Below are 17,817 nucleotides of genomic sequence, written 5' to 3'. Positions count from 1 at the left end.
ACACGTCGGATCGTCCATAAATCGCAAATAGTATAGCGTTCATGCTTTTAGTTGTCTAACGAATAATACCGTGGATCTGTTCAAAAACTTCAACCATTTTGCGGCCGTACACCTGCGGCGAATAGTGGTCTAAATACCTGCGGCGGTTGGCCTGGCCCATCTCCTCGCGCAAATGACGATCGTCCGCCAAAAGAAGTATCTTGTCAGCCAGGGCCTTTGCATCCCCTTTATCAACGAGCAGGGCGTTCGTGTCCTCCGGTACAATTTCAGGGATCGAGCCTTCTCGCGAGGCCACCACCGGTAATCCCTCGGCCATCGCATGCAAAAGAACAAGTCCGAATACGTCCCTGAGGGTCGGAAAAATAAAAATGTCCGCCTGCCTGAAAATTCTTGTCCGTTCAACCGCATCCTCTACATATCCCAGATAATGGACCCTTTGGGGATAACCCTTTTGTAATTCTTCCAGGCGGCTTTTGACTTCCTGGTCCTCCATCGGCCCGCCAAAGGTCGCCATAATATCCGCGCGTTCTTGAAGGACGCGGGACACCGCCTCAAAAGCCGTGTACACGCCTTTTAAACGGCTCATATGGGAAAAATACAAAACGTTGATCCGCCCTGAAATTTTGGGGGCATCGATCACGGTCTCTTTGGAGTCCTCTGCCGCGCCGGGGACGACAAAAAGTTTCGCTGGATCTGCCAGGCCGTCGTAATCCTGACGCACTTTCTCGCCCATGATGATGCTCCCGCCCATGTTCTTAAGCATCCAGCGCAGGGCCGACTTCTTGAGCCCCTCCAAGGACCCGTCCAGTTCCCTCACATACTGTCCCAGATCATGAAATATGAACTTGCTTCCTAAAATGATCCCTGTCCAACAGAATAAAAGGTCCTTCAAAAACGGCATCCGATAGAAACTGCTGTTATAAAGGACATATTCAGGCCGCCAAAAAAGCAGGGTCCAAACGAACACCGCATAATATTTGACCATCTTAAAAAGCTTTCCCGCCGTCACCTTTTGATCAGTGCCGTAGGTCCAAAACCGCATGTTCAGGAATTTGGTCTCAAACGCGTTGGCAAACGAGGACGCCATCAGCATCTTATAAATCATGCTATGTCCGAAATTCGGCGGCGGCAAAACACCGCAAACCAATATTTTGATCTTCTTAGGCGGCATTTTCCTGGTATCTCTGCAGGATTTCTTCCAAACCGGTTTTGGCCTTCCACCCCAATTGCCGCAGGGCCTTATCGCAAATGACCCTCGAGCAGGGGACATCCTCCCTGCCGCCGGGCATATTTAACGGTGAAGACGAACAGGTCAACGCAATGACCTTGCGGGCCAATTCTTCAATGGTCACGATCTGATCACAGGCAATATTGAAAATGCCGTCAACTTCCTGATGATCTATCACAGCTTCAACAGCATCCGCCACATCGTCCACATAGACGAACTGAACAGGCGTGCGGGCTGAACCCATGATCTCTAAGGGCTGATGCTGTCTGGCCTTCTGAAAGAAAATAGGAAGCAGGGCTTTGGGCGCCTGGCCTTCGCCCATGATATTGACCGGCCTTAAAATGACCAGACGTTTGCCTTTAAAAAATGAACGGCAGGCCTCTTCCGCTTTCAACTTGCTTGCTTCATAAGCGCCCACGGGACCCAGGGGAGAATCTTCGGTCAACGGCAGGCCTGCCTGGCCGGCAGGCAGGCCTTCGTTCTTATAGACCTTCGCCGTGGACAAAAATATAAAATGCCCGGCGTCAACGGCCTCCAGCACGTTCTTTGTGCCCTGGACATTGACGCGCGCGTAAAGACCGTTGTCCTGGTCCCCGACGTGAGTCACATTATGCGCGGCCAAATGAACGACCAGATCAAAACGAAGAGGTGAAGGAAAAGGTGTGGTGATGTCGTGGGCAAGGCCGGACACGTTATGCCCGCGTTGGACCAGGCGCGGACACAAGCTTTTGCCGACAAAGCCGCCGGCCCCTGTCACCAGGATATTCATCTTGATTCCAGCCGCCTCATCAGGACCGTTGCTCTATACAAAGAATCAAACGAACCGGCATCGGTCCACGCGGACCTTAAAACGGAGTACGTCAACAGCCCCTGCTTGACATAATAAGCCAGAACATCGGTGATCTCATACTCTCCCCGGGGGCTTTTCTTAAGCTGTTTCAGGTGTCCGAATACGTCGGGCAAAAACATCCATAAACCGGTATTGACGTATGGGGAACGGGGGTCCTTGGGTTTCTCAATGATGCCGGAGATCTTTTTACCCTTAAAGGTCACCACCCCGTAATTTTGCGGGTCCGGGACCTTGGCGATCAAAATTTTGGCCTTGAACCGCTCTTTTTCTTTCTTAAAACTTTTCACGAACCGCGACACATCTTCGGTGACCACATTGTCACCCAGGATCACCATGAATTCTTCATCACGCACAAAATCTTCCGCCAGTAATAAAGCGGCCCCGGTCCCGGCATTGCCTTCCTGGATCTCATAGCTGAAGCGCGCGCCCCAATTCTTTCCGGACCCCAACAGCCTGAAGAAATCCCCGACATGCTCTCCTCCGGTGACGATCAAAATATCCTTGATGCCGGCATCGATCAATGTCTGCAGCGGATAAAAGATCATCGGCTTCTTATACACGGGCAGCAAATGCTTGTTGGTCACATTGGTCAGCGGACGCAGCCTTGCGCCGGTGCCTCCGGCAAGCAGAACACCTCTCATTTTTTCTCCCCCCAATAACCGGCCGGATAACGGGCGTCCATCTGCTCCTTGACCGGACGCCACCAGCCGGGATTGTCCTGATACCACGCGATGGTCTTTTGAAGCCCCTCTTTGATGCCGTGCCGCTGGCGCCAGCCCAATTGTTTCATCTTGGAACAATCCAGACTATACCTGAAATCGTGCCCGGGACGGTCCTGGACAAATTTGACCGATGACTTGTCCTTGCCCATGAATTTCAAGATAAGGCCCGTCAATTCCATGTTCGTCAGTTCTTGTTCGCCCGCGATATTATAAGTTTCACCATTAATGCCGCGCTCAATGAGCAGATCAATGGCACTGCAATGGTCTTCCACGAACAACCAGTCCCGGATCTGTTTGCCTTCGCCATACACAGGCACCTGCTGTCCGTCGATCAGATTGGTGATGAATAGCGGGACCACTTTTTCCAAATAGGCCCGCGGTCCGTAATTATTGGACGATCTGGTCACAAGCACCGGAAGACCGTAGGTCACAAAGAAACTATATGCCAGACGGTCCGCTCCCAGTTTGGAAGCGGCATAAGGGTTGCGGGGTTTCAATTCGGAGCTTTCCGTAAAACTGCCCTCCAGGATCTGGCCATAGACCTCGTCGGTGGATATCTGGACGAACCTTTGCAGCTGCTTTTGCCGGCGGGCCTCCTGCAGGAGGGTATAGGTCCCCATGATGTCCGTTTTAAGAAATGAATCCGGGTCAAGGATGGACCGGTCCACCGCCACTTCAGCCGCGAAATTGACCACCACCCGCGCTCCTGCCATGGCTTTCTTGACTGCCGCGGGATCGCAAATATCACCCTGAATGAAATGAAATCCGGGATAGGCCTTAAGCTCTTTGATGCTTTGCGGACTGCCCGAGTAAGCCATTTTATCCAGCACAACCACCTCAATATCCTTATGCTGCTGGTATAAATAATGGACGAAATTGCTCCCGATAAAACCGGCCGCGCCTGTGATCAAATATTTAGTCCTGCCGGTCTTCATAATGCCTCTGTCCTGTGTTTAAAATCATCGTATCCCTGGACCGTATCCACGCGATCACGGATGATATTCCATACGCCTTCGGTGCATCCGAGAAATCTCTGGAGATCCAGGCATATCAGATCGCGCAACATGTGCCCCACAACGCACCAGGCATACGCGGCCATGGACAATTTGTTTTTCTGCACTAAATAATACATATTTTGTATCCATACCCGCCGATATTGTCGGCCGGGATCTTTTCCCGCAGGATCTTTGATCTGATAACACACCGACTTGGGTTGAAAAAAAAGTTTATGGTCCCGCGAGACCCTATACGAAACATCCACATCATCCGCATGGCCGTAACCGCTTAACCGTTCATCAAAACGATATTTCTGAATGATCTTCCGTCGCCAGAATGTGCACCCGCCGGACAGGAATTCCGTTTCAGAAAATTCTTTCTTCCAGTGAGGGAACGTTTGGGCCCCGCTGGCAAGAAAACGGCCGCTGCCCTCATGCGGCATTAAAAAAAAGGCCTGAAATGGTTTGAACCGGTATTTCCAACCCGCAACAGTGCCCATGCCGCCGGCATACCGGTGCGCTTGATCGCTGATAAATACCTTGATGATCTCCTCACAAAACAAAGGGTCCAGCGTGATGTCATCATCAAAAAATGTCACCAGATCGGTCTCATCTGTGGCGTCTAAACCGGCATGCCGCGCCAGGATCAGTGATTTGACCTCCCGGTGGATGTATTTCTTCCTGATCCCCGGCGGGTTCCATGCCGAAAAAATATCACGGGTGCCCTGATCATCGCTCTGATCCACAACGATGACTTCATAGGGCAAGACCGTCTGTTTCTCAAAACAGGCCAGTGAATTCCTGACCAGCTTTGCGCGATTCAATGTCGGAAGGATGATGCTATAGGTCATTCTAAACGATCCGGCGGACCAGGCGGAACGCTTCGGCTTTGCTGATGCCCACCGTCAATCCCCGAAAAATGGCGAGCGTTTCCAGCCCTTTTTCAGAACGGAAATGCGGAAAAGGCCTCTGCTCCCCCTTATAACAACGCCACGCCATGGCCTTTTTGGGCCAATATTTTTCTATATCAACGAAAACATTCGGTTTGAAAAATGGATCAAATTTCCAATTGCCGCTGCAGATGACCTCAAAGGTGTAAATGGCCCTGGGGACCCACGGATTGGTCGGACGGCAGGCCGCTTCAACGGCTTCATAAGTGATACGATGGTCAATGTTCACTTCTGAAGGATTGTGGGTCAACAGCATGGTGGGACGAAAGGCCTTCATCCTCTCTTCGATCTCTTTGACAATGGAGATCATGGGGTATGTATCGAACTGGACGCACAGCCTTGTGCCGAAATGAACATTTTTGACACCCAAGATCTTCAGCGCCTGTTGCGCTTCTTTTCTTCTCTGTTGAGTGAATTTCTTAAATTCGGGAGAATCATACCGGCCGACGGGAAAACGGGCCGAGATCCCTTCGCCCAAGAAGACCACTTCCACCTTGGCTTTATATTTGAGGGCTTTGACAATGGTCCCCCCGCATCCTAATAACTCATCATCAGGATGGGCGGCAATGATCAACAACCGTGTTTTTGAATTGAGATCCATAACCCCCCCTAATTGACCTTGCCGACAAGACAGGACATCTGTTTTTTGATCTGAAGGGCCGGGAGCGCTGAGGCCCGTTTTAATGTTTCCGCTTTCAGGGACCCGATCTTGTCCGCGGAAAGACCCTGGATGCTTTCACGCCATAACAGCGTTGACCAGTAATATTCCGCAAAACTGTGCGCGTCAGGGAATGTCATGACACTGTCAATTTCTTCATAGGTGACATTGGCTTTGCCGAACATTTGATCAAATAACGGATGGAATTCTTTGGAGATCCGTTCGATCCGTCCAAAATGCTGTTGATCAGGATCTTTTTTGGTCAGGTCCCGGCTGAAATCAGTAAGATCGCGGACATTTTGAGGGGCCGGTCCGATGACCACGAACGTCCCGCCCGATGACAGCATTTTTTTTGTAATATCCAGGATCCTGGCGCTGTCTTCCGTATAATACAACGAGTAGATCGCGAATATCCAATCAAACCGCATCCCAAGGTCCGCGAAAGGACGGTCATAATCCTGCACAAAATATTTGACCAGCGACGGCGGAAGTCCCTTATTCTGTTTTTTGGCATCCGTGATGACTTGCGCGTTCTTATCCAAGCCGATCACCGCCCCATTGGGCCGCACGCATTCCCAAAACAACTTTGTAAAATTCCCGTTACCGCACCCCAGATCAAGGACTTTACTGCCGCGAGCAATGACAAATCTGTTTCTGATCCAGTCATGCAGGTTAAAATCGCTATATCGCAGATGAGCGGATATTCTTGAACTCAAGGCCTCCTGGGGCTCTTCATAACTGAATTTTTTATCCGGCATGGATGTTCTCTTTCTCATCTCTTCTTGCGCAATAAAACCCGGGCCGGGGCCCCGTCCCCCTGTCCTATCTTCATCGGAAGGCACATTATATCATAAAGTCCCGGCCTTACATCACAAAGAGCCAGGCCTTCCACAATGCATATCCCACGCTCCAGCAAGGCCTTATGGACCTTACCGCCGTCTTCGTGTTTGTAACCGCCAACGGAAAGGTAATCGATCCCCACCAATTTGACCCGTCGGGAGGCCAAAAATTCGGCGGCCTCCAATGTCAAATATACAAAATCCTTATTAAATCCTTTATGCCACCATTGAGTGGAAGAATTCCGCGTCTTTAAAATGATCCTTTGTCCCGGTCTTATTCCTTGATCTTTAAGTTGTGCGGCACGGACCGCAACGGGGTCCTTGATCTGAATAACATTCACAGGCCCCACCATAAGTTCAGGGCTCATGGCATCTACGGTCAGGCCGTCTTTCAAAAAATGCCTGGGAGCATCAATATGCGTGCCTGTATGGCTCCCCATCTTCAATAAGGCAACGTTGTTCAATTGCCCATTCCTGCCGATACATTTGTACCGCGAAATTTCCACGGGAGGATCACTGGGCCAAGAGATCATCCCGTGACAAATAGGCACCGTGACATCGATCCACTTTTTATGACCAACCCCTCTCATCAGGACCCCTCTCGATCAAGAACGTGCTAAAGGAAAAATTTCTAAAAAAGGCCGGATCAGCTCTGAAGAAGAGGCGTCAAAATAATGACGCGCGATGTCAATGGCCTTCCCCTGATCATCATTGAGCTGTGCCTGCAGATCAGGGATGCGAAGCAATGCCTGCCTTAAACCTTCGGCATCTTCCACACAGAGCTTGCCCGCCTCCAGGCCTTCCAATGGATCCCCGGAAAGCGGCAGGTCAATTCTCAAATGGATCACAGGGACCGCGTTCATCAGGGCCGTCACTCCCACGGAGGATTGTCTATAGAGCACACACGCCGCCTGCCGCAGGTCCTCTTGAAGGGACCGGTTGGAAATAGCAAATACCCCTTCTTGATATTGCGGGCACTGGCTGAAAAGACGCGGGCCGTTCACATTCGGATGGGGCCTGATGAAGACCTTATATTTTGTAAAAATATTCCGGTTCTCATAGAGCCAGTTCACCAGATGGACCGTGGACCAAACCCCGTCTAAAACCACTAAAATTTCTTCCTTTTGAGTTACGGCCCGTTCTATGGTCCTGGGGATGGCCCTCAAAGAACAAACACTGATCACAGGCACCTGTACACGCCTGACGCGCATGAACGCGTCCCGAACCCAACTGCCGCAGACCAGGTAACGATCCGGTTGCGGGGCCCGGGCGATCTCGGAGACCGAAAGATATAATTTAAGATTTAAAGGATAGATCACCGCGTGGCTGTAGGCGTCGATCACGCCGTGTCCCATCCGGCGGAAAGCCTGTATCACCGCGCGCTCATACGCGTTTCCCTCAAAGGCGAAAAGCATTTTATCAAAACGGCATCTCTGACACGCCCGACGCACAGCGCGATAAAAAAACTCGGCGGTCAAGTTATGATCATAGCGGGACCGGCGCGCGTGCCACGTCAGGACAGCGGAAAAGTCCACGCCCGCAAAAGAACAACCGACAAAACGCGGTCTCCCCATGAGCACGGATGACAACCCCGCGAACATATCGGGCCAGGACAACAGGCTGTAAATACTGACCGGCCAGCTCTCTTTTCCCATTCGCTTTTGGTCACCGCTTTCAAGTCCGTCGATCGCGTCCCCTAAATAAAAGATGTCCCGTTCCGAACGGGCATTCTCTTTGCGCAGATCTCCAAAGAACAGGTCTTCATATTCTTGACGATCAAAAACCCGACGGTAAAACAATGTCACGACTAAAAAAGCCCCCGGCCTTATTTGAAAAGTCCGCGGCCGCGCGCGCCATTTCTTCCTAAGAAAAAGGCCGGCCAGACGTAAAGCCCTCATCCCATTCTCCAACTCCTGCCTGATCCCCTGCCATAAACCGAATGTATACGAAACAACGGTCCAGTCATGCGCCAAGCCCCAGGCGCGCCATACCGAAGCTTCCTCAACGCTGTCGGGTAAAACGATCAATTCCGTTTTCGCAAGCAGGGGGTCTTGCGATAAGGCGAAAAGAGTGACGGCTAAATACCCGGCTGAATTTTCCCATTCCTGCATCTTGGAAGAAACACCATTACGCCAAAAGGGGTCATCGGCGCCCTTGCCCTTGACCACCTTCTCCCATAACTCCCCGAAAGCGGAAAAAAACTTTTGTTCTTGCCCTGCTGATAAGGGCTTTAAATAATACCTCTTGAGGCCTGTGGAGCGGATGACCCGGATCTCGGCGCGGGAAAGCTTGCGGGAGCAAAAGAAAAATATCCCATTCGAATTGAGTGGGACATTGCGATGAGTAAGGCCTGAAAGAATATGGATTTTACAGCCGGCCAAGATCTTAACCTTTAATAAATTGGTTGGAAAACGTCTTGTCCTTCTTTAAAGAAACGAACCAGTAGCCCTCAAAAGCGATCTTGCGCCAGGCCGCCTGCATCACATTCTTCAATAACCCCGAGCGGGGATATTGACGGACCTTCCACTCCTCGTCGATGGCCCAGCCGGAGTGTTGGAACAATTTTTGCCAATCCGCCGGAGAGAGTTCAAACATATGATTGTTGCTATACCCCGGTTTCTTGGAGGGCTCCCATTTCTTGGTCAAATACCGCAGGCCGACCCTGCTTCTGACGATCAGCGGCACAGAGATCAACAGCCGTTCGCCGACCACCTCCTGCATGTTTTCCAAAAAACCGATCGGATCAGGCATATGTTCCAGGGTCTCAAAAACCGAAACCAGATCGCATCCGATCCCTTTTTTGTGCAGATCCATCGCGTTCATATGCTCGGCCTCAAGCCCCTTGCTTCTGATCAGGGCAATGGCCTCTTTCTCAAGATTGACCCCCAAGGTTTTGATCGCATCCCCCGGATCAACGCCGGCAAGGAACAAAAGCCGCGCCGCGCCGTCGGAATCGCCCACATCAACCCAGGAGCTGACCCGCTGGCCCTGGCCCTTCAAACGGGCAATCACTTTCTTGACAAACAAGGCCTGGGCGCAGACAAGCAATCTCAAACGAAGCAGGGTTTCTTCCTCCTTGATGTGGACCGTGGCGTAATGATCTCCAAGCTCAGGCAAAACCCTGTTGGAAAGGTCCCACATCTGCCGCAAAGAAGGATCTTGCCTCACGGCCCGGCGAACAGCCAAAGAGGAAAGCCAATCAAAGGCCTTTCTTTTTAAACTCATCCATTCCCTCCCGTCTCATAAATTCATCCGGATCCAAAAAAACCCTGGCCTTGGAAAAGATCTTTTCCGCCGGCCAATTCCACCAACGGACCTCCAATAACCGTTTCACGATCGTTTCGTTAAAACGGTATTTAATGACCCTGGCCGGAACACCGGCCATGACCGCATAGGCAGGCACATCCTTTGTCACCACACAGCCGGCGGCCAGGATGGCCCCGTCGCCGATCCTTCTGACCCCGGGGAGGATCACAGCCCGATACCCCACCCAAACATCGTTGCCGATCTCTAAATCATGCGCAGGACGCGGGTCTTTTTCAATGAACCCAAGATGCGGTTTAAACAAAAACGGATGCGTTGAGACCGCTGAAACCAAATGGTCCGTCGGGATGATCATCACTTCATCCGCAAATGAACAAAACCGGCCGATCTTTGTCCCTGACGGGACCTTGTTGGGGTCAAAACACCCTCCATAACTATAGGCGCCGATCTCAACGCCATGATACTTCTTAAAAATAGAACGCAGGCGGTCATTATCCAGCTCATTTTTCCGCGACTTCTTTAAAAGACGCAAGGCAAACGGACGTAAGGGGGCGAGAAGATACATCTTTTCCGCTATGATCGCCAGAAGTTTCATATCTCTATGTCTTTTTCAAAACGGCAATAATGGTGTCGCAAAGCCACAATTCTTTCAGGCGTTCTTTGTACTGTTGGTCCAGCGCCTCTCCAAAAGCGGCGCTCCAGCGGGCCAAGCCGCCGGGTTTGCCGTCGAGCATCCACGTCATATGATTGGAAATATCATAACGCTGGTCCGGGTAAAGCTCGAAAGCAACCCCCGCCTTTTTAAGGACCTTCCCCAAACTATCGCGGGTAAAATACCAGTGATGCGCGACCGACCAGTAAAACTCATCAAATGCCGGGACCTTATAAAGCTCAACAAGAGGGTCGGTGGCGCAAGGCACTTCAAAGATCATGAGGCCCCCGTCTTTAAGAAGTTCCATGTATTGCTTGATAAAATCAAGGGGATGACGGATGTGTTCAAAAACATAATAATGAATGATCGCGTCAAAATTTCGGGCGCCGGCCGCTTTCAGTTCGTCCAGGGTCTGGAATACAGGGATCTTTTTGGCCCGCACATAATCCATAAACCCCCCGGAGGGGTCTAAACCGGTCACGTTCAAACCCTTCTCCCGCAAGGCGCTCAACATGAATCCGGATGAACATCCGATCTCCAAAACACGCTCTCCCGCTTTCAGATGCCTGGCCAAGAACGGCATGCGGCGTTTGACCTCCCGTTGATTAGACCGGACATGCTGGTCCGGACCGCTCCAGTCCATATCGCTCCCCGCGCGGCGCTCCATGAACTTCTCAAATTCTTTCTTATAAAAATCAAGTTCTTCATCCTCATTCAAAGGCGGATCAAGATAAATGATCCCGCACTCCGCGCACAGCCAGAAATGCTGGTCCGGCCGGCCGCCGTACACGTTCTTTCCCTTAATGGACTGGGCCGCACTGCCCGCTTTGCAAAACCGGCACTCCGGTTTCATAACAACCGCCTTTACCATCGCGCTGTTTTAGCCCAGTGGACCATTTTCGTCAGCCCCTGCTCCAGGGTCCAGTCACACTTGAACCCGAATGTATCACGGGCCAGGGAAATATCCGCGTAGATCCCTTTTTGATCGCCCGGCGTCCCGGCGGCAATGACGATCTCTTTCTTGATCTTGCCGAGTTTCATCATCAATTCCAAAAGCTCTCCCACCGTTGTTTTCACGCCTGTACCGAAATTGAACACTCCTGCGAACGTCCCCGGATGATCAATGACCTTGATCGTGTTGTTGACAATATCATCAATGTAGATCATGTCGCGGAACCGGTCCAGGGGGCCTTTGACAACCACCTTGTCGTGCTTGATCAGTTGGGCCAAAAAAATACTGACCATGCCTTGCCGTAAATTTTGCATATTCTGACAGGGGCCATAGACATTAAAATACCTAAGCGCCGTGGATTTCAGGCCCTTGGTCTGATAGATCCGTAAATAATGTTCACTCGCTAATTTTCCTACTCCGTAAAAAGAAAGCGGCTTGGGTTCATGGGTTTCCGGAATGGCTGTCTCGGGCACAGGACCATACACGGACATTGAACTCGCATAAACAAAACGGTCACAGCCGGTGCCAAGACCGAACTGGATCAAACGCAGGGTTGATTCGGTATTCGTGCGCAGGTCATAGGCGGGATCATCAAAGCTGATCTCGCCCGATGATTGCCCGGCGATATGCACGATGGCGTCAAACTGTGTGCCTTCAAGCTGGGCAATGATCTCTGGATCCTGACAATTCCCCTTGATCAAACGGACACCTTTCGGGACATTGGCTTCAAAACCCGTGGACAGATTATCGATCGTCCAGACCTCATGCCCGTTATTTAAAAGCTTGCCGGCAACGGCGGCGCCGATGAATCCCGCTGCCCCTGTCACTAAATAACGCTTGCCCGGCATATCATTTCCCTTTTTTATTATATTGGGCATTCAACGGGTCCTGACACAGCAATGCCTCCACGCGCACGAGGTCTTCCGGCGTGTCCACGCTAAAGGTCAGCAGATCAAAAGGCACCATGCGCACCTTATACCCATGCTCCAGGACGCGCAGCATATCAACGGACTCCGCCTTTTCAAGCGGCGTTGGTTCCAGCGCGGAGTATGTAAAAAGAAAATCGCGTTTAAACGGGATAATGCACACTTGTTTATACAGCGTCAGAGGAGCGGCGGGGCCTTTGAAAAAAGGGATCGGTTGACGTGAAAAATAAAGGGCATTGAAGTGACGGTCAACGACGACCTTAATGCAGTTGGGGTCTTCGTGCTCTTGTTTGGAGGTGATGGCGGCCGTCAGATTGGCCACAAAAATATCTTTTTCCTTAATGAGCGGACCAACAGCCATGTCGATCATCTCCGGGAACACCATGGGTTCATCCCCCTGGATCATCACCACAATATCCATTTTCCGCCCGCTGGAAGATTCGATCTTCCCCACAGCTTCAGCCACGCGATCAGAGGCCCGTTGATGGGAATCGCTGGTCATCACCGCCCGCCCCCCGAAGGCCTCTGTTGCCTTGAAAACTTCTTCATCGCAAGTCGCGACATAAAGGTCCGATAAAATGGAGGACATCGCGCAGCGTTTATAAACATGCTCGATCATGGGCAGTCCGCAGATCTTGGCCAGAGGTTTTCCCGGGAACCGCGACGCGCTCATACGGGCCGGAATGACGCCTACGATATTCACTATTTTTTCTCCTGCAATTGTTGGATCAAAGACGGCAGGCCTGTGAGATCATTCATCCTGAAATCGGCCCTGGCATGACGAAATATCCCTTCATTGCCCGGCCAGGAACGCAGGACAAAACGGATCCCGTATTTTGCCGCGGCCCGCAGGTCGCTTGTCGCATCGCCGATCCAAAGGACCTCCCGCGGGGCAAGGCCGTGTTCGGCCAAGATCATTCCTGTCCGTTCATCCTTCATCACCGGCGAACCATAAACAGCGGAAAAACAGGAACGCAAACCCCTGGCATCCACAACGCGGTTCATCTCTTCATGAGGTGTTCCGGAGACAACAAAGGTCAAAAAGCGCCCTTGAAAGGCCTCCAATGCCTCGCGGGCGCCGGGGACAAAGGGTGAATCAACGACCCTTTTAAAAACAAGCTCTCCAAAACGTTCGCAATATTGCGCGACGATCGCGTCATCATAAGAAAGTTTTAAAATTTCCTTCAAAATATGCCGGATCTTATTCGCCCGTGGTAATCCCCCATGCTCATAATGGTAGGCTAAGATCTGCTCTTGCCGCTGGGGATAGCCCTCAAAGATCTTTTGGAATGCCCAGCCCTTCACATCCACCGATTCAAGAATTACCCCGTCAAAATCAAAAATCAAGGCCTTGATCATCCTTAAACCTTTCAACATCTACTTAAACAGGTGAATTCAACTCCCTGGACATGCTGTGAATAACATCCAAAATCCCCTGTCCGAGATCAAAATACGTAGGTTGCACAAGGCGTTTGCCCATCTTGGGCATGAAGGTATATGGCGTAATTTCATAATGATAGGACTCTGTGGCCGGAACATATTCAACCGCCACTTTATTGTCCATGATCTCACGGATCATCGTGAGAAAATCGCGCATCCGCATCTGCTGCTGGCCGGTCAAGATCACATTCTGGTCCTTGAATTCATCCGCCAAAATGGCCACACTCCCCTTTGCGGCATCTAAAACATGGATATATTCGCGCAACTCATCGCCATCGCCATGACGGACGATCTTCCCCTCTGTCAGCGCCTGTTTGACAAAACGGTGGATCGCGTTCGTGTCCCCCGCACGCGGGCCGTACAACGAACCATAGCGCAAGATCGTATACGAAAGCCCGTAGACCTCATGATAATTCTCGATCAGAAGTTCACAGGCAAGTTTGGTGCTGCGGTAAAAAGAACCGCTTTTGCCGTACACGTAAAGAGAACTCGCGAAAACAAAACGTTTGACCTTTGCTCCGTGACAGGCCTCAAGCACTGTTGTATTCCCAACAATATTGTCCTGCACGGCGTCAAAAGGATGCTGGGCCGCCTCATCGATCTCCGCGATCCCGGCAAAATTATAAACAACATCCGCGCCGCGGACCACGTCATTCACGGCCTGGCGGTCCAGGATGTCACCAACGACCATTTTCTGATCAGAACGCGCATACGGCGAATGATTACGGTCAAAAATAGTGACCGCGTATCCGGCATCCGTCAACGCGTCCGCCACATGACTTCCCAAGAATCCTGCGCCTCCAAAAACAATCGCTTTCATATGATTCCCCTCAAATGATATTCAGCCCTTTTAAAAGATTCTCAACCGCCTCTTGCTCCATGAGAACGCGCGCCTCCTGCGCATAGGAACCGATATGCGGGGTTAAAATAACATTGTCCAATGTTTGAAGAGGCCCTTGATAGGGCTCTTGACCAAAAACATCCAGGGCCGCGCCTGCCAAATGCCCATTTTCTAAAACAGTATAAAGCGCGTTCTCATCAACGGCCTCTCCGCGGGAAAGATTCAAGAACCACGCGCCTTTTTTCATTAGAGAAAACTGAGGCGCGTTCATGACAGATCTCCCCTCTTCCATGGAAAGATGCAGGCTGACAATGTCCGAACGTTTCAGAAGCTCATCTAAATTGACCCGCATGCTCTTCAAAGAAATTTTTATTTCCCGGAGATCTGTATAAAGAATTTCTACGCCGAATGGTAACAGAAGCTCCGCGATCTTCTGCCCGATACGCCCGAACCCCACGATCCCCACCGTCTTACCATTCAGCAGATGCCCCATCTTCTTGTCCCACATACCGGCATGAAGGTTGCGGTCCATGGCATTGGTCTGACGCAAAAGAGAAAGCATCAGGCCTACAGCCAGTTCCGCAACCGGCTGTATCACAGCTGTAGGAGTATTAAAAATCTTAATCCCCCGGGCCTGGGCCGCCTTCAGATCAATATGATCCAGCCCTGTCCCGCAACGGGAAATGACCTTCAACAATGGTAATTGCGCCAGAACTTCCGTGGTCAACGGCTCTGTCCCCGCGATCATCCCATCGGCATCCGCGCAAAACTCAATGACCTGCTTGGCGGTCATCGTTTTCTTATGCGGATTCATAACAGGCACAATGCCCTTGGCGCGCAATCTTTCCAGCGGCTGAATATCACCCTGCGCGAAAGAAGAAGTGTTGATGGTGATCTTCACTTTCTCATGCCTTTCTTGACGACAGCCATGGCATCGGCCGCCGCCGTGCCAAGAAATATGGAGTCCAGGCTGAAACCCAAAAACTTAAATCCCTGCTTCGCGCGTTTAAGGACCATCTTTGGGTCCGCTGAAACGGAATGGTACCCGGCAGGGATCTTATATTTCTTCGCCGCCGCCAAAACCTTTTTGATCGCGGCCTCAACCTTAGGATGGGTCAATGCCCCGGGCATGCCCATGGACCCGGAAAGATCATAGGGACCGACGAGAAACGCATCAATGCCCCCAACAGAAAAAATGGCCTCAATATGATTGACCGCATCAATATGTTCAATTTGGATAATGACCACGCTCTCTTGGGCCACCCACTTCTTATAGGCCTCAAATTGCCGGCCATACCCTTGGGCCCGATAAAGCCCTACTCCGCGAGTCCCCTGCGGAGGATATTTCACCGCGTTCACCGCCGCCTGTGCTTCACGGGCCGTATTCACATTAGGGACGATCACGCCGTAAGCCCCCGCATCCATGACACGCTTAATAAGATTAGGATCGTTCTCTCCTACACGCACCAAGGGCACCATCCCGCTATGTTCAATGGAAATGATAAGGGGCAAAAGCTCTCCCAGGCCGATGGAACTATGCTCCATGTCCACCGCAAGCCAGTCAAAACCTGCCGGCGCCAGGATATCAGGGATCAAGGGATGCGCCAGCGTGACCCAACACCCAAGAGTTTGTTGATGTTTGGCCAATTTCGTTTTTAATATGTTTTTTTTCATAGTCCCCTTTTTCAGGCCACCTTGGCCATCTTGCGGAACCGCTGGTCATTCGCCAGCAGTTCCTGGTAAGTGCCCTGGTTCACGATCCGGCCCTGTTCCAGAAGGTAAATACAATCGCATTCCTTCACCGTGCCCAGCCGGTGCGCGATGATCACGATGGTCTTCCTATGCGCCAGATGATGGATCGCCTCCAAAATGACCTCTTCCGTGATGCCGTCCAGGGCGCTCGTTGCCTCATCAAACACGATGACCGGAGGGTTGTGATACAGGGCCCGGGCGATCCCGATGCGCTGCCTTTGTCCGCCGCTCAAACGGATCCCGCGTTCGCCCACTTCCGTTTCATATCCATCAGGCAATTCCTTTTCAACAAAATCATGGATATTGGCAAGCAAGGCCGCGCGCCGGACCGCCTGCGCATCGATCTCATGGTCCGGCACGCCAAAGGCGATATTGCGCGTGACCGTGTCGTCGCACAGATAAATGTGCTGGGGAACATAGCCCAGATTTTTCTGCCAGCCGCGGATATTTTTCTCATCCACTTTTTCGCCATCGACGAGAATGTCCCCTTTCTGGGGGACCAGGAGGCCAAGCAGAATATCAATGATCGTCGTTTTGCCGGCCCCGGTACTGCCGACCAGCCCGATCGTCGTATTGGCATTGATCAGGAGATCAAAATCCTCAATAACGGGCTTGGACGCTTTAAAATATTGGAACGTCAGCTTGCGAAATTCAATGCTTTTGGAGAACGGCAAGGGCCGCTCTGTTCCGGGGGTGATCGGCTCGCGGTCCTTATACGCGCATTGCGTAAAATCGTTATAAACCACATTCAGGGCTGAACGGCTAAAGCGCACGGAGGTGATGTCCTGAAAGATCTGCTGTAAAGCGGGCATCAGCCGATAAGCCGCCAGCGCATACAAGCCGACCAGCGGAACGATCTGCTGATAATCTTTTGTGACGATGACCATGTACATCATGATGATCAGGATCCCGCCGAACGCGGCCGCCTCAAAGGCATAACGGGGCAGCTGGGCGATCAAAAATTGTGAACAATAGCAATGGATGATCTGTTTGGCTTGGGTGGCATATTGCTCAATAAAGATATGTTCCTTGCCCATGAGCTTAACGTCCTTGATCCCTCCAAAGGCCTCGTTGAGGGTCTTATACATGATCTTGCTGTGTTTTTGAAAATCCTCTCCGGTACGGGCGATGCGGTTGCGGAAGAACAAATAGATCGCGGCATAACCCCCTCCGATCACCCCCAGGACCAGCAAGACCACCAGGGGGTTCACCAGGAACAAAAGCCCAAGGATAAAGATGATCAGCAAAAACCTCGCGAATATCTGCATGCAGGGGATCAGCGTTCCGGTGACGACACGGGCCACCTCCGACATCAGATAAGCGGTCAGTTCAGAGCTGTTGCGATTGAGAAAAAAAGCATACGGCTCATACAGGTATTGGGCCAATAATCGTTTGGCAATGCTTTGATGCTTCATCCAGGTGAACCGGATCAGGGACTTCATGGTGACCGCGCGCAGGACATTGCTGACGATCAGGATGACAAAAGAGGCCGTGCCCAAGGCGATGAGGAAGGAGTTTATACTTGTAAACCCGAACCGATCGTATGCCCATGCGATCTTATGGCTCTTGTGAATGATCTCGGGGTCTGACATGACGCTCAAAAACGGGAATATGGACGCAACCCCCATCATATCGAATAATGACATGACGACGATCGCGATCACCGTGATATACAGCTTCCTGGGGTTATCCAGCGTCAATAAAAACCAGATCTTCCTTAAATTTTTCATCGATCCCTCTTGAATATC

The 17,817-nt window shown here is 51.4% G+C and carries 19 protein-coding genes; all 19 read right to left on the bottom strand.

All coding sequences use genetic code 11. The features are described 5' to 3' along the window. Positions 1-55 precede the first annotated feature (55 nt). The 19 genes from Q7K71_03430 to Q7K71_03340 are packed head-to-tail and all read right to left on the bottom strand — an operon-like array spanning position 56 to position 17,799. The gene (locus Q7K71_03430; protein ID MDO8675156.1) at positions 56-1,171 is read right to left on the bottom strand and encodes a glycosyltransferase family 4 protein; all 1,116 of its coding nucleotides are present in this window, start codon (positions 1,169-1,171) and stop codon (positions 56-58) included. Further along, entirely contained in the window at positions 1,161-1,997 is an 837-nt protein-coding gene (locus Q7K71_03425; protein ID MDO8675155.1) for an NAD(P)-dependent oxidoreductase, read from the bottom strand. The genes Q7K71_03430 and Q7K71_03425 overlap by 11 nt, the downstream gene beginning before the upstream one ends. Beyond that, entirely contained in the window at positions 1,994-2,719 is a 726-nt protein-coding gene (locus Q7K71_03420; protein ID MDO8675154.1) for a sugar phosphate nucleotidyltransferase, read from the bottom strand. The genes Q7K71_03425 and Q7K71_03420 overlap by 4 nt, the downstream gene beginning before the upstream one ends. Next, positions 2,716-3,735, bottom strand: a complete 1,020-nt coding sequence (rfbB, locus tag Q7K71_03415) for a dTDP-glucose 4,6-dehydratase (GenBank protein MDO8675153.1) — start codon at positions 3,733-3,735, stop codon at positions 2,716-2,718. Before rfbB ends, Q7K71_03420 begins: the two co-directional genes overlap by 4 nt. Then, complete coding sequence (locus Q7K71_03410) at positions 3,732-4,646, bottom strand: glycosyltransferase family 2 protein (GenBank protein MDO8675152.1); 915 nt, start codon at positions 4,644-4,646, stop codon at positions 3,732-3,734. The genes rfbB and Q7K71_03410 overlap by 4 nt, the downstream gene beginning before the upstream one ends. Before the next feature lies 1 nt (position 4,647). Beyond that, the gene (locus Q7K71_03405) at positions 4,648-5,346 is read right to left on the bottom strand and encodes a PIG-L family deacetylase (protein ID MDO8675151.1); all 699 of its coding nucleotides are present in this window, start codon (positions 5,344-5,346) and stop codon (positions 4,648-4,650) included. A gap of 8 nt (positions 5,347-5,354) precedes the next feature. Then, positions 5,355-6,161: a methyltransferase domain-containing protein gene (locus tag Q7K71_03400; GenBank protein ID MDO8675150.1), complete on the bottom strand. Its 807-nt coding sequence runs from the start codon at positions 6,159-6,161 to the stop codon at positions 5,355-5,357. A gap of 14 nt (positions 6,162-6,175) precedes the next feature. Next, positions 6,176-6,832 (bottom strand): cyclase family protein, encoded by a 657-nt coding sequence (locus Q7K71_03395; GenBank protein MDO8675149.1) that lies wholly within the window; start codon positions 6,830-6,832, stop codon positions 6,176-6,178. 15 nt (positions 6,833-6,847) lie between these two features. After that, entirely contained in the window at positions 6,848-8,623 is a 1,776-nt protein-coding gene (locus Q7K71_03390) for a hypothetical protein (protein ID MDO8675148.1), read from the bottom strand. A gap of 4 nt (positions 8,624-8,627) precedes the next feature. Beyond that, positions 8,628-9,467 carry a methyltransferase domain-containing protein gene (locus Q7K71_03385; protein ID MDO8675147.1) on the bottom strand — a complete coding sequence of 280 codons (840 nt, stop codon included), beginning with the start codon at positions 9,465-9,467 and terminating at the stop codon, positions 8,628-8,630. Further along, positions 9,442-10,101 carry a CatB-related O-acetyltransferase gene (locus tag Q7K71_03380; protein MDO8675146.1) on the bottom strand — a complete coding sequence of 220 codons (660 nt, stop codon included), beginning with the start codon at positions 10,099-10,101 and terminating at the stop codon, positions 9,442-9,444. Before Q7K71_03380 ends, Q7K71_03385 begins: the two co-directional genes overlap by 26 nt. 4 nt (positions 10,102-10,105) lie before the next feature. Beyond that, the gene (locus Q7K71_03375; protein ID MDO8675145.1) at positions 10,106-11,011 is read right to left on the bottom strand and encodes a class I SAM-dependent methyltransferase; all 906 of its coding nucleotides are present in this window, start codon (positions 11,009-11,011) and stop codon (positions 10,106-10,108) included. 11 nt (positions 11,012-11,022) lie between these two features. Further along, entirely contained in the window at positions 11,023-11,958 is a 936-nt protein-coding gene (locus Q7K71_03370; protein ID MDO8675144.1) for an NAD-dependent epimerase/dehydratase family protein, read from the bottom strand. A 1-nt stretch (position 11,959) separates the two neighbouring features. Beyond that, the gene (gene kdsB, locus Q7K71_03365) at positions 11,960-12,739 is read right to left on the bottom strand and encodes a 3-deoxy-manno-octulosonate cytidylyltransferase (protein MDO8675143.1); all 780 of its coding nucleotides are present in this window, start codon (positions 12,737-12,739) and stop codon (positions 11,960-11,962) included. Beyond that, positions 12,739-13,395: an HAD family hydrolase gene (locus tag Q7K71_03360; protein MDO8675142.1), complete on the bottom strand. Its 657-nt coding sequence runs from the start codon at positions 13,393-13,395 to the stop codon at positions 12,739-12,741. Before Q7K71_03360 ends, kdsB begins: the two co-directional genes overlap by 1 nt. 22 nt (positions 13,396-13,417) lie before the next feature. After that, positions 13,418-14,296 carry an NAD(P)-dependent oxidoreductase gene (locus Q7K71_03355; GenBank protein ID MDO8675141.1) on the bottom strand — a complete coding sequence of 293 codons (879 nt, stop codon included), beginning with the start codon at positions 14,294-14,296 and terminating at the stop codon, positions 13,418-13,420. Positions 14,297-14,306: 10 nt separating this feature from the next. Further along, complete coding sequence (locus Q7K71_03350; GenBank protein MDO8675140.1) at positions 14,307-15,218, bottom strand: phosphoglycerate dehydrogenase; 912 nt, start codon at positions 15,216-15,218, stop codon at positions 14,307-14,309. After that, positions 15,215-15,991 (bottom strand): aldolase/citrate lyase family protein, encoded by a 777-nt coding sequence (locus Q7K71_03345; protein ID MDO8675139.1) that lies wholly within the window; start codon positions 15,989-15,991, stop codon positions 15,215-15,217. Before Q7K71_03345 ends, Q7K71_03350 begins: the two co-directional genes overlap by 4 nt. Before the next feature lie 11 nt (positions 15,992-16,002). Next, a complete protein-coding gene (locus Q7K71_03340; GenBank protein ID MDO8675138.1) occupies positions 16,003-17,799 on the bottom strand; it encodes an ABC transporter ATP-binding protein in 1,797 nt (598 codons plus the stop codon). Positions 17,800-17,817 lie beyond the last annotated feature (18 nt).

This window comes from Candidatus Omnitrophota bacterium (genome assembly GCA_030650275.1).
In the GTDB taxonomy this organism is placed as follows: Bacteria; Omnitrophota; Gorgyraeia; order Zapsychrales; family Fredricksoniimonadaceae; genus JACPXN01.
Note: the sequence above shows the minus strand (reverse complement) of the source record. Positions and strands in the feature narration are given on the sequence as shown.

Coding starts and splice junctions, on each gene's coding strand:
- Q7K71_03430 (MDO8675156.1), bottom strand. CDS start 1,171: ATGCCGCCTAAGAAGATCAAAATATTGGTTTGCGGTGTTTTGCCGCCG.
- Q7K71_03425 (MDO8675155.1), bottom strand. CDS start 1,997: ATGAATATCCTGGTGACAGGGGCCGGCGGCTTTGTCGGCAAAAGCTTG.
- Q7K71_03420 (MDO8675154.1), bottom strand. CDS start 2,719: ATGAGAGGTGTTCTGCTTGCCGGAGGCACCGGCGCAAGGCTGCGTCCG.
- rfbB (MDO8675153.1), bottom strand. CDS start 3,735: ATGAAGACCGGCAGGACTAAATATTTGATCACAGGCGCGGCCGGTTTT.
- Q7K71_03410 (MDO8675152.1), bottom strand. CDS start 4,646: ATGACCTATAGCATCATCCTTCCGACATTGAATCGCGCAAAGCTGGTC.
- Q7K71_03405 (MDO8675151.1), bottom strand. CDS start 5,346: ATGGATCTCAATTCAAAAACACGGTTGTTGATCATTGCCGCCCATCCT.
- Q7K71_03400 (MDO8675150.1), bottom strand. CDS start 6,161: ATGCCGGATAAAAAATTCAGTTATGAAGAGCCCCAGGAGGCCTTGAGT.
- Q7K71_03395 (MDO8675149.1), bottom strand. CDS start 6,832: ATGAGAGGGGTTGGTCATAAAAAGTGGATCGATGTCACGGTGCCTATT.
- Q7K71_03385 (MDO8675147.1), bottom strand. CDS start 9,467: ATGAGTTTAAAAAGAAAGGCCTTTGATTGGCTTTCCTCTTTGGCTGTT.
- Q7K71_03380 (MDO8675146.1), bottom strand. CDS start 10,101: ATGAAACTTCTGGCGATCATAGCGGAAAAGATGTATCTTCTCGCCCCC.
- Q7K71_03375 (MDO8675145.1), bottom strand. CDS start 11,011: ATGAAACCGGAGTGCCGGTTTTGCAAAGCGGGCAGTGCGGCCCAGTCC.
- Q7K71_03370 (MDO8675144.1), bottom strand. CDS start 11,958: ATGCCGGGCAAGCGTTATTTAGTGACAGGGGCAGCGGGATTCATCGGC.
- Q7K71_03360 (MDO8675142.1), bottom strand. CDS start 13,395: ATGATCAAGGCCTTGATTTTTGATTTTGACGGGGTAATTCTTGAATCG.
- Q7K71_03355 (MDO8675141.1), bottom strand. CDS start 14,296: ATGAAAGCGATTGTTTTTGGAGGCGCAGGATTCTTGGGAAGTCATGTG.
- Q7K71_03345 (MDO8675139.1), bottom strand. CDS start 15,991: ATGAAAAAAAACATATTAAAAACGAAATTGGCCAAACATCAACAAACT.
- Q7K71_03340 (MDO8675138.1), bottom strand. CDS start 17,799: ATGAAAAATTTAAGGAAGATCTGGTTTTTATTGACGCTGGATAACCCC.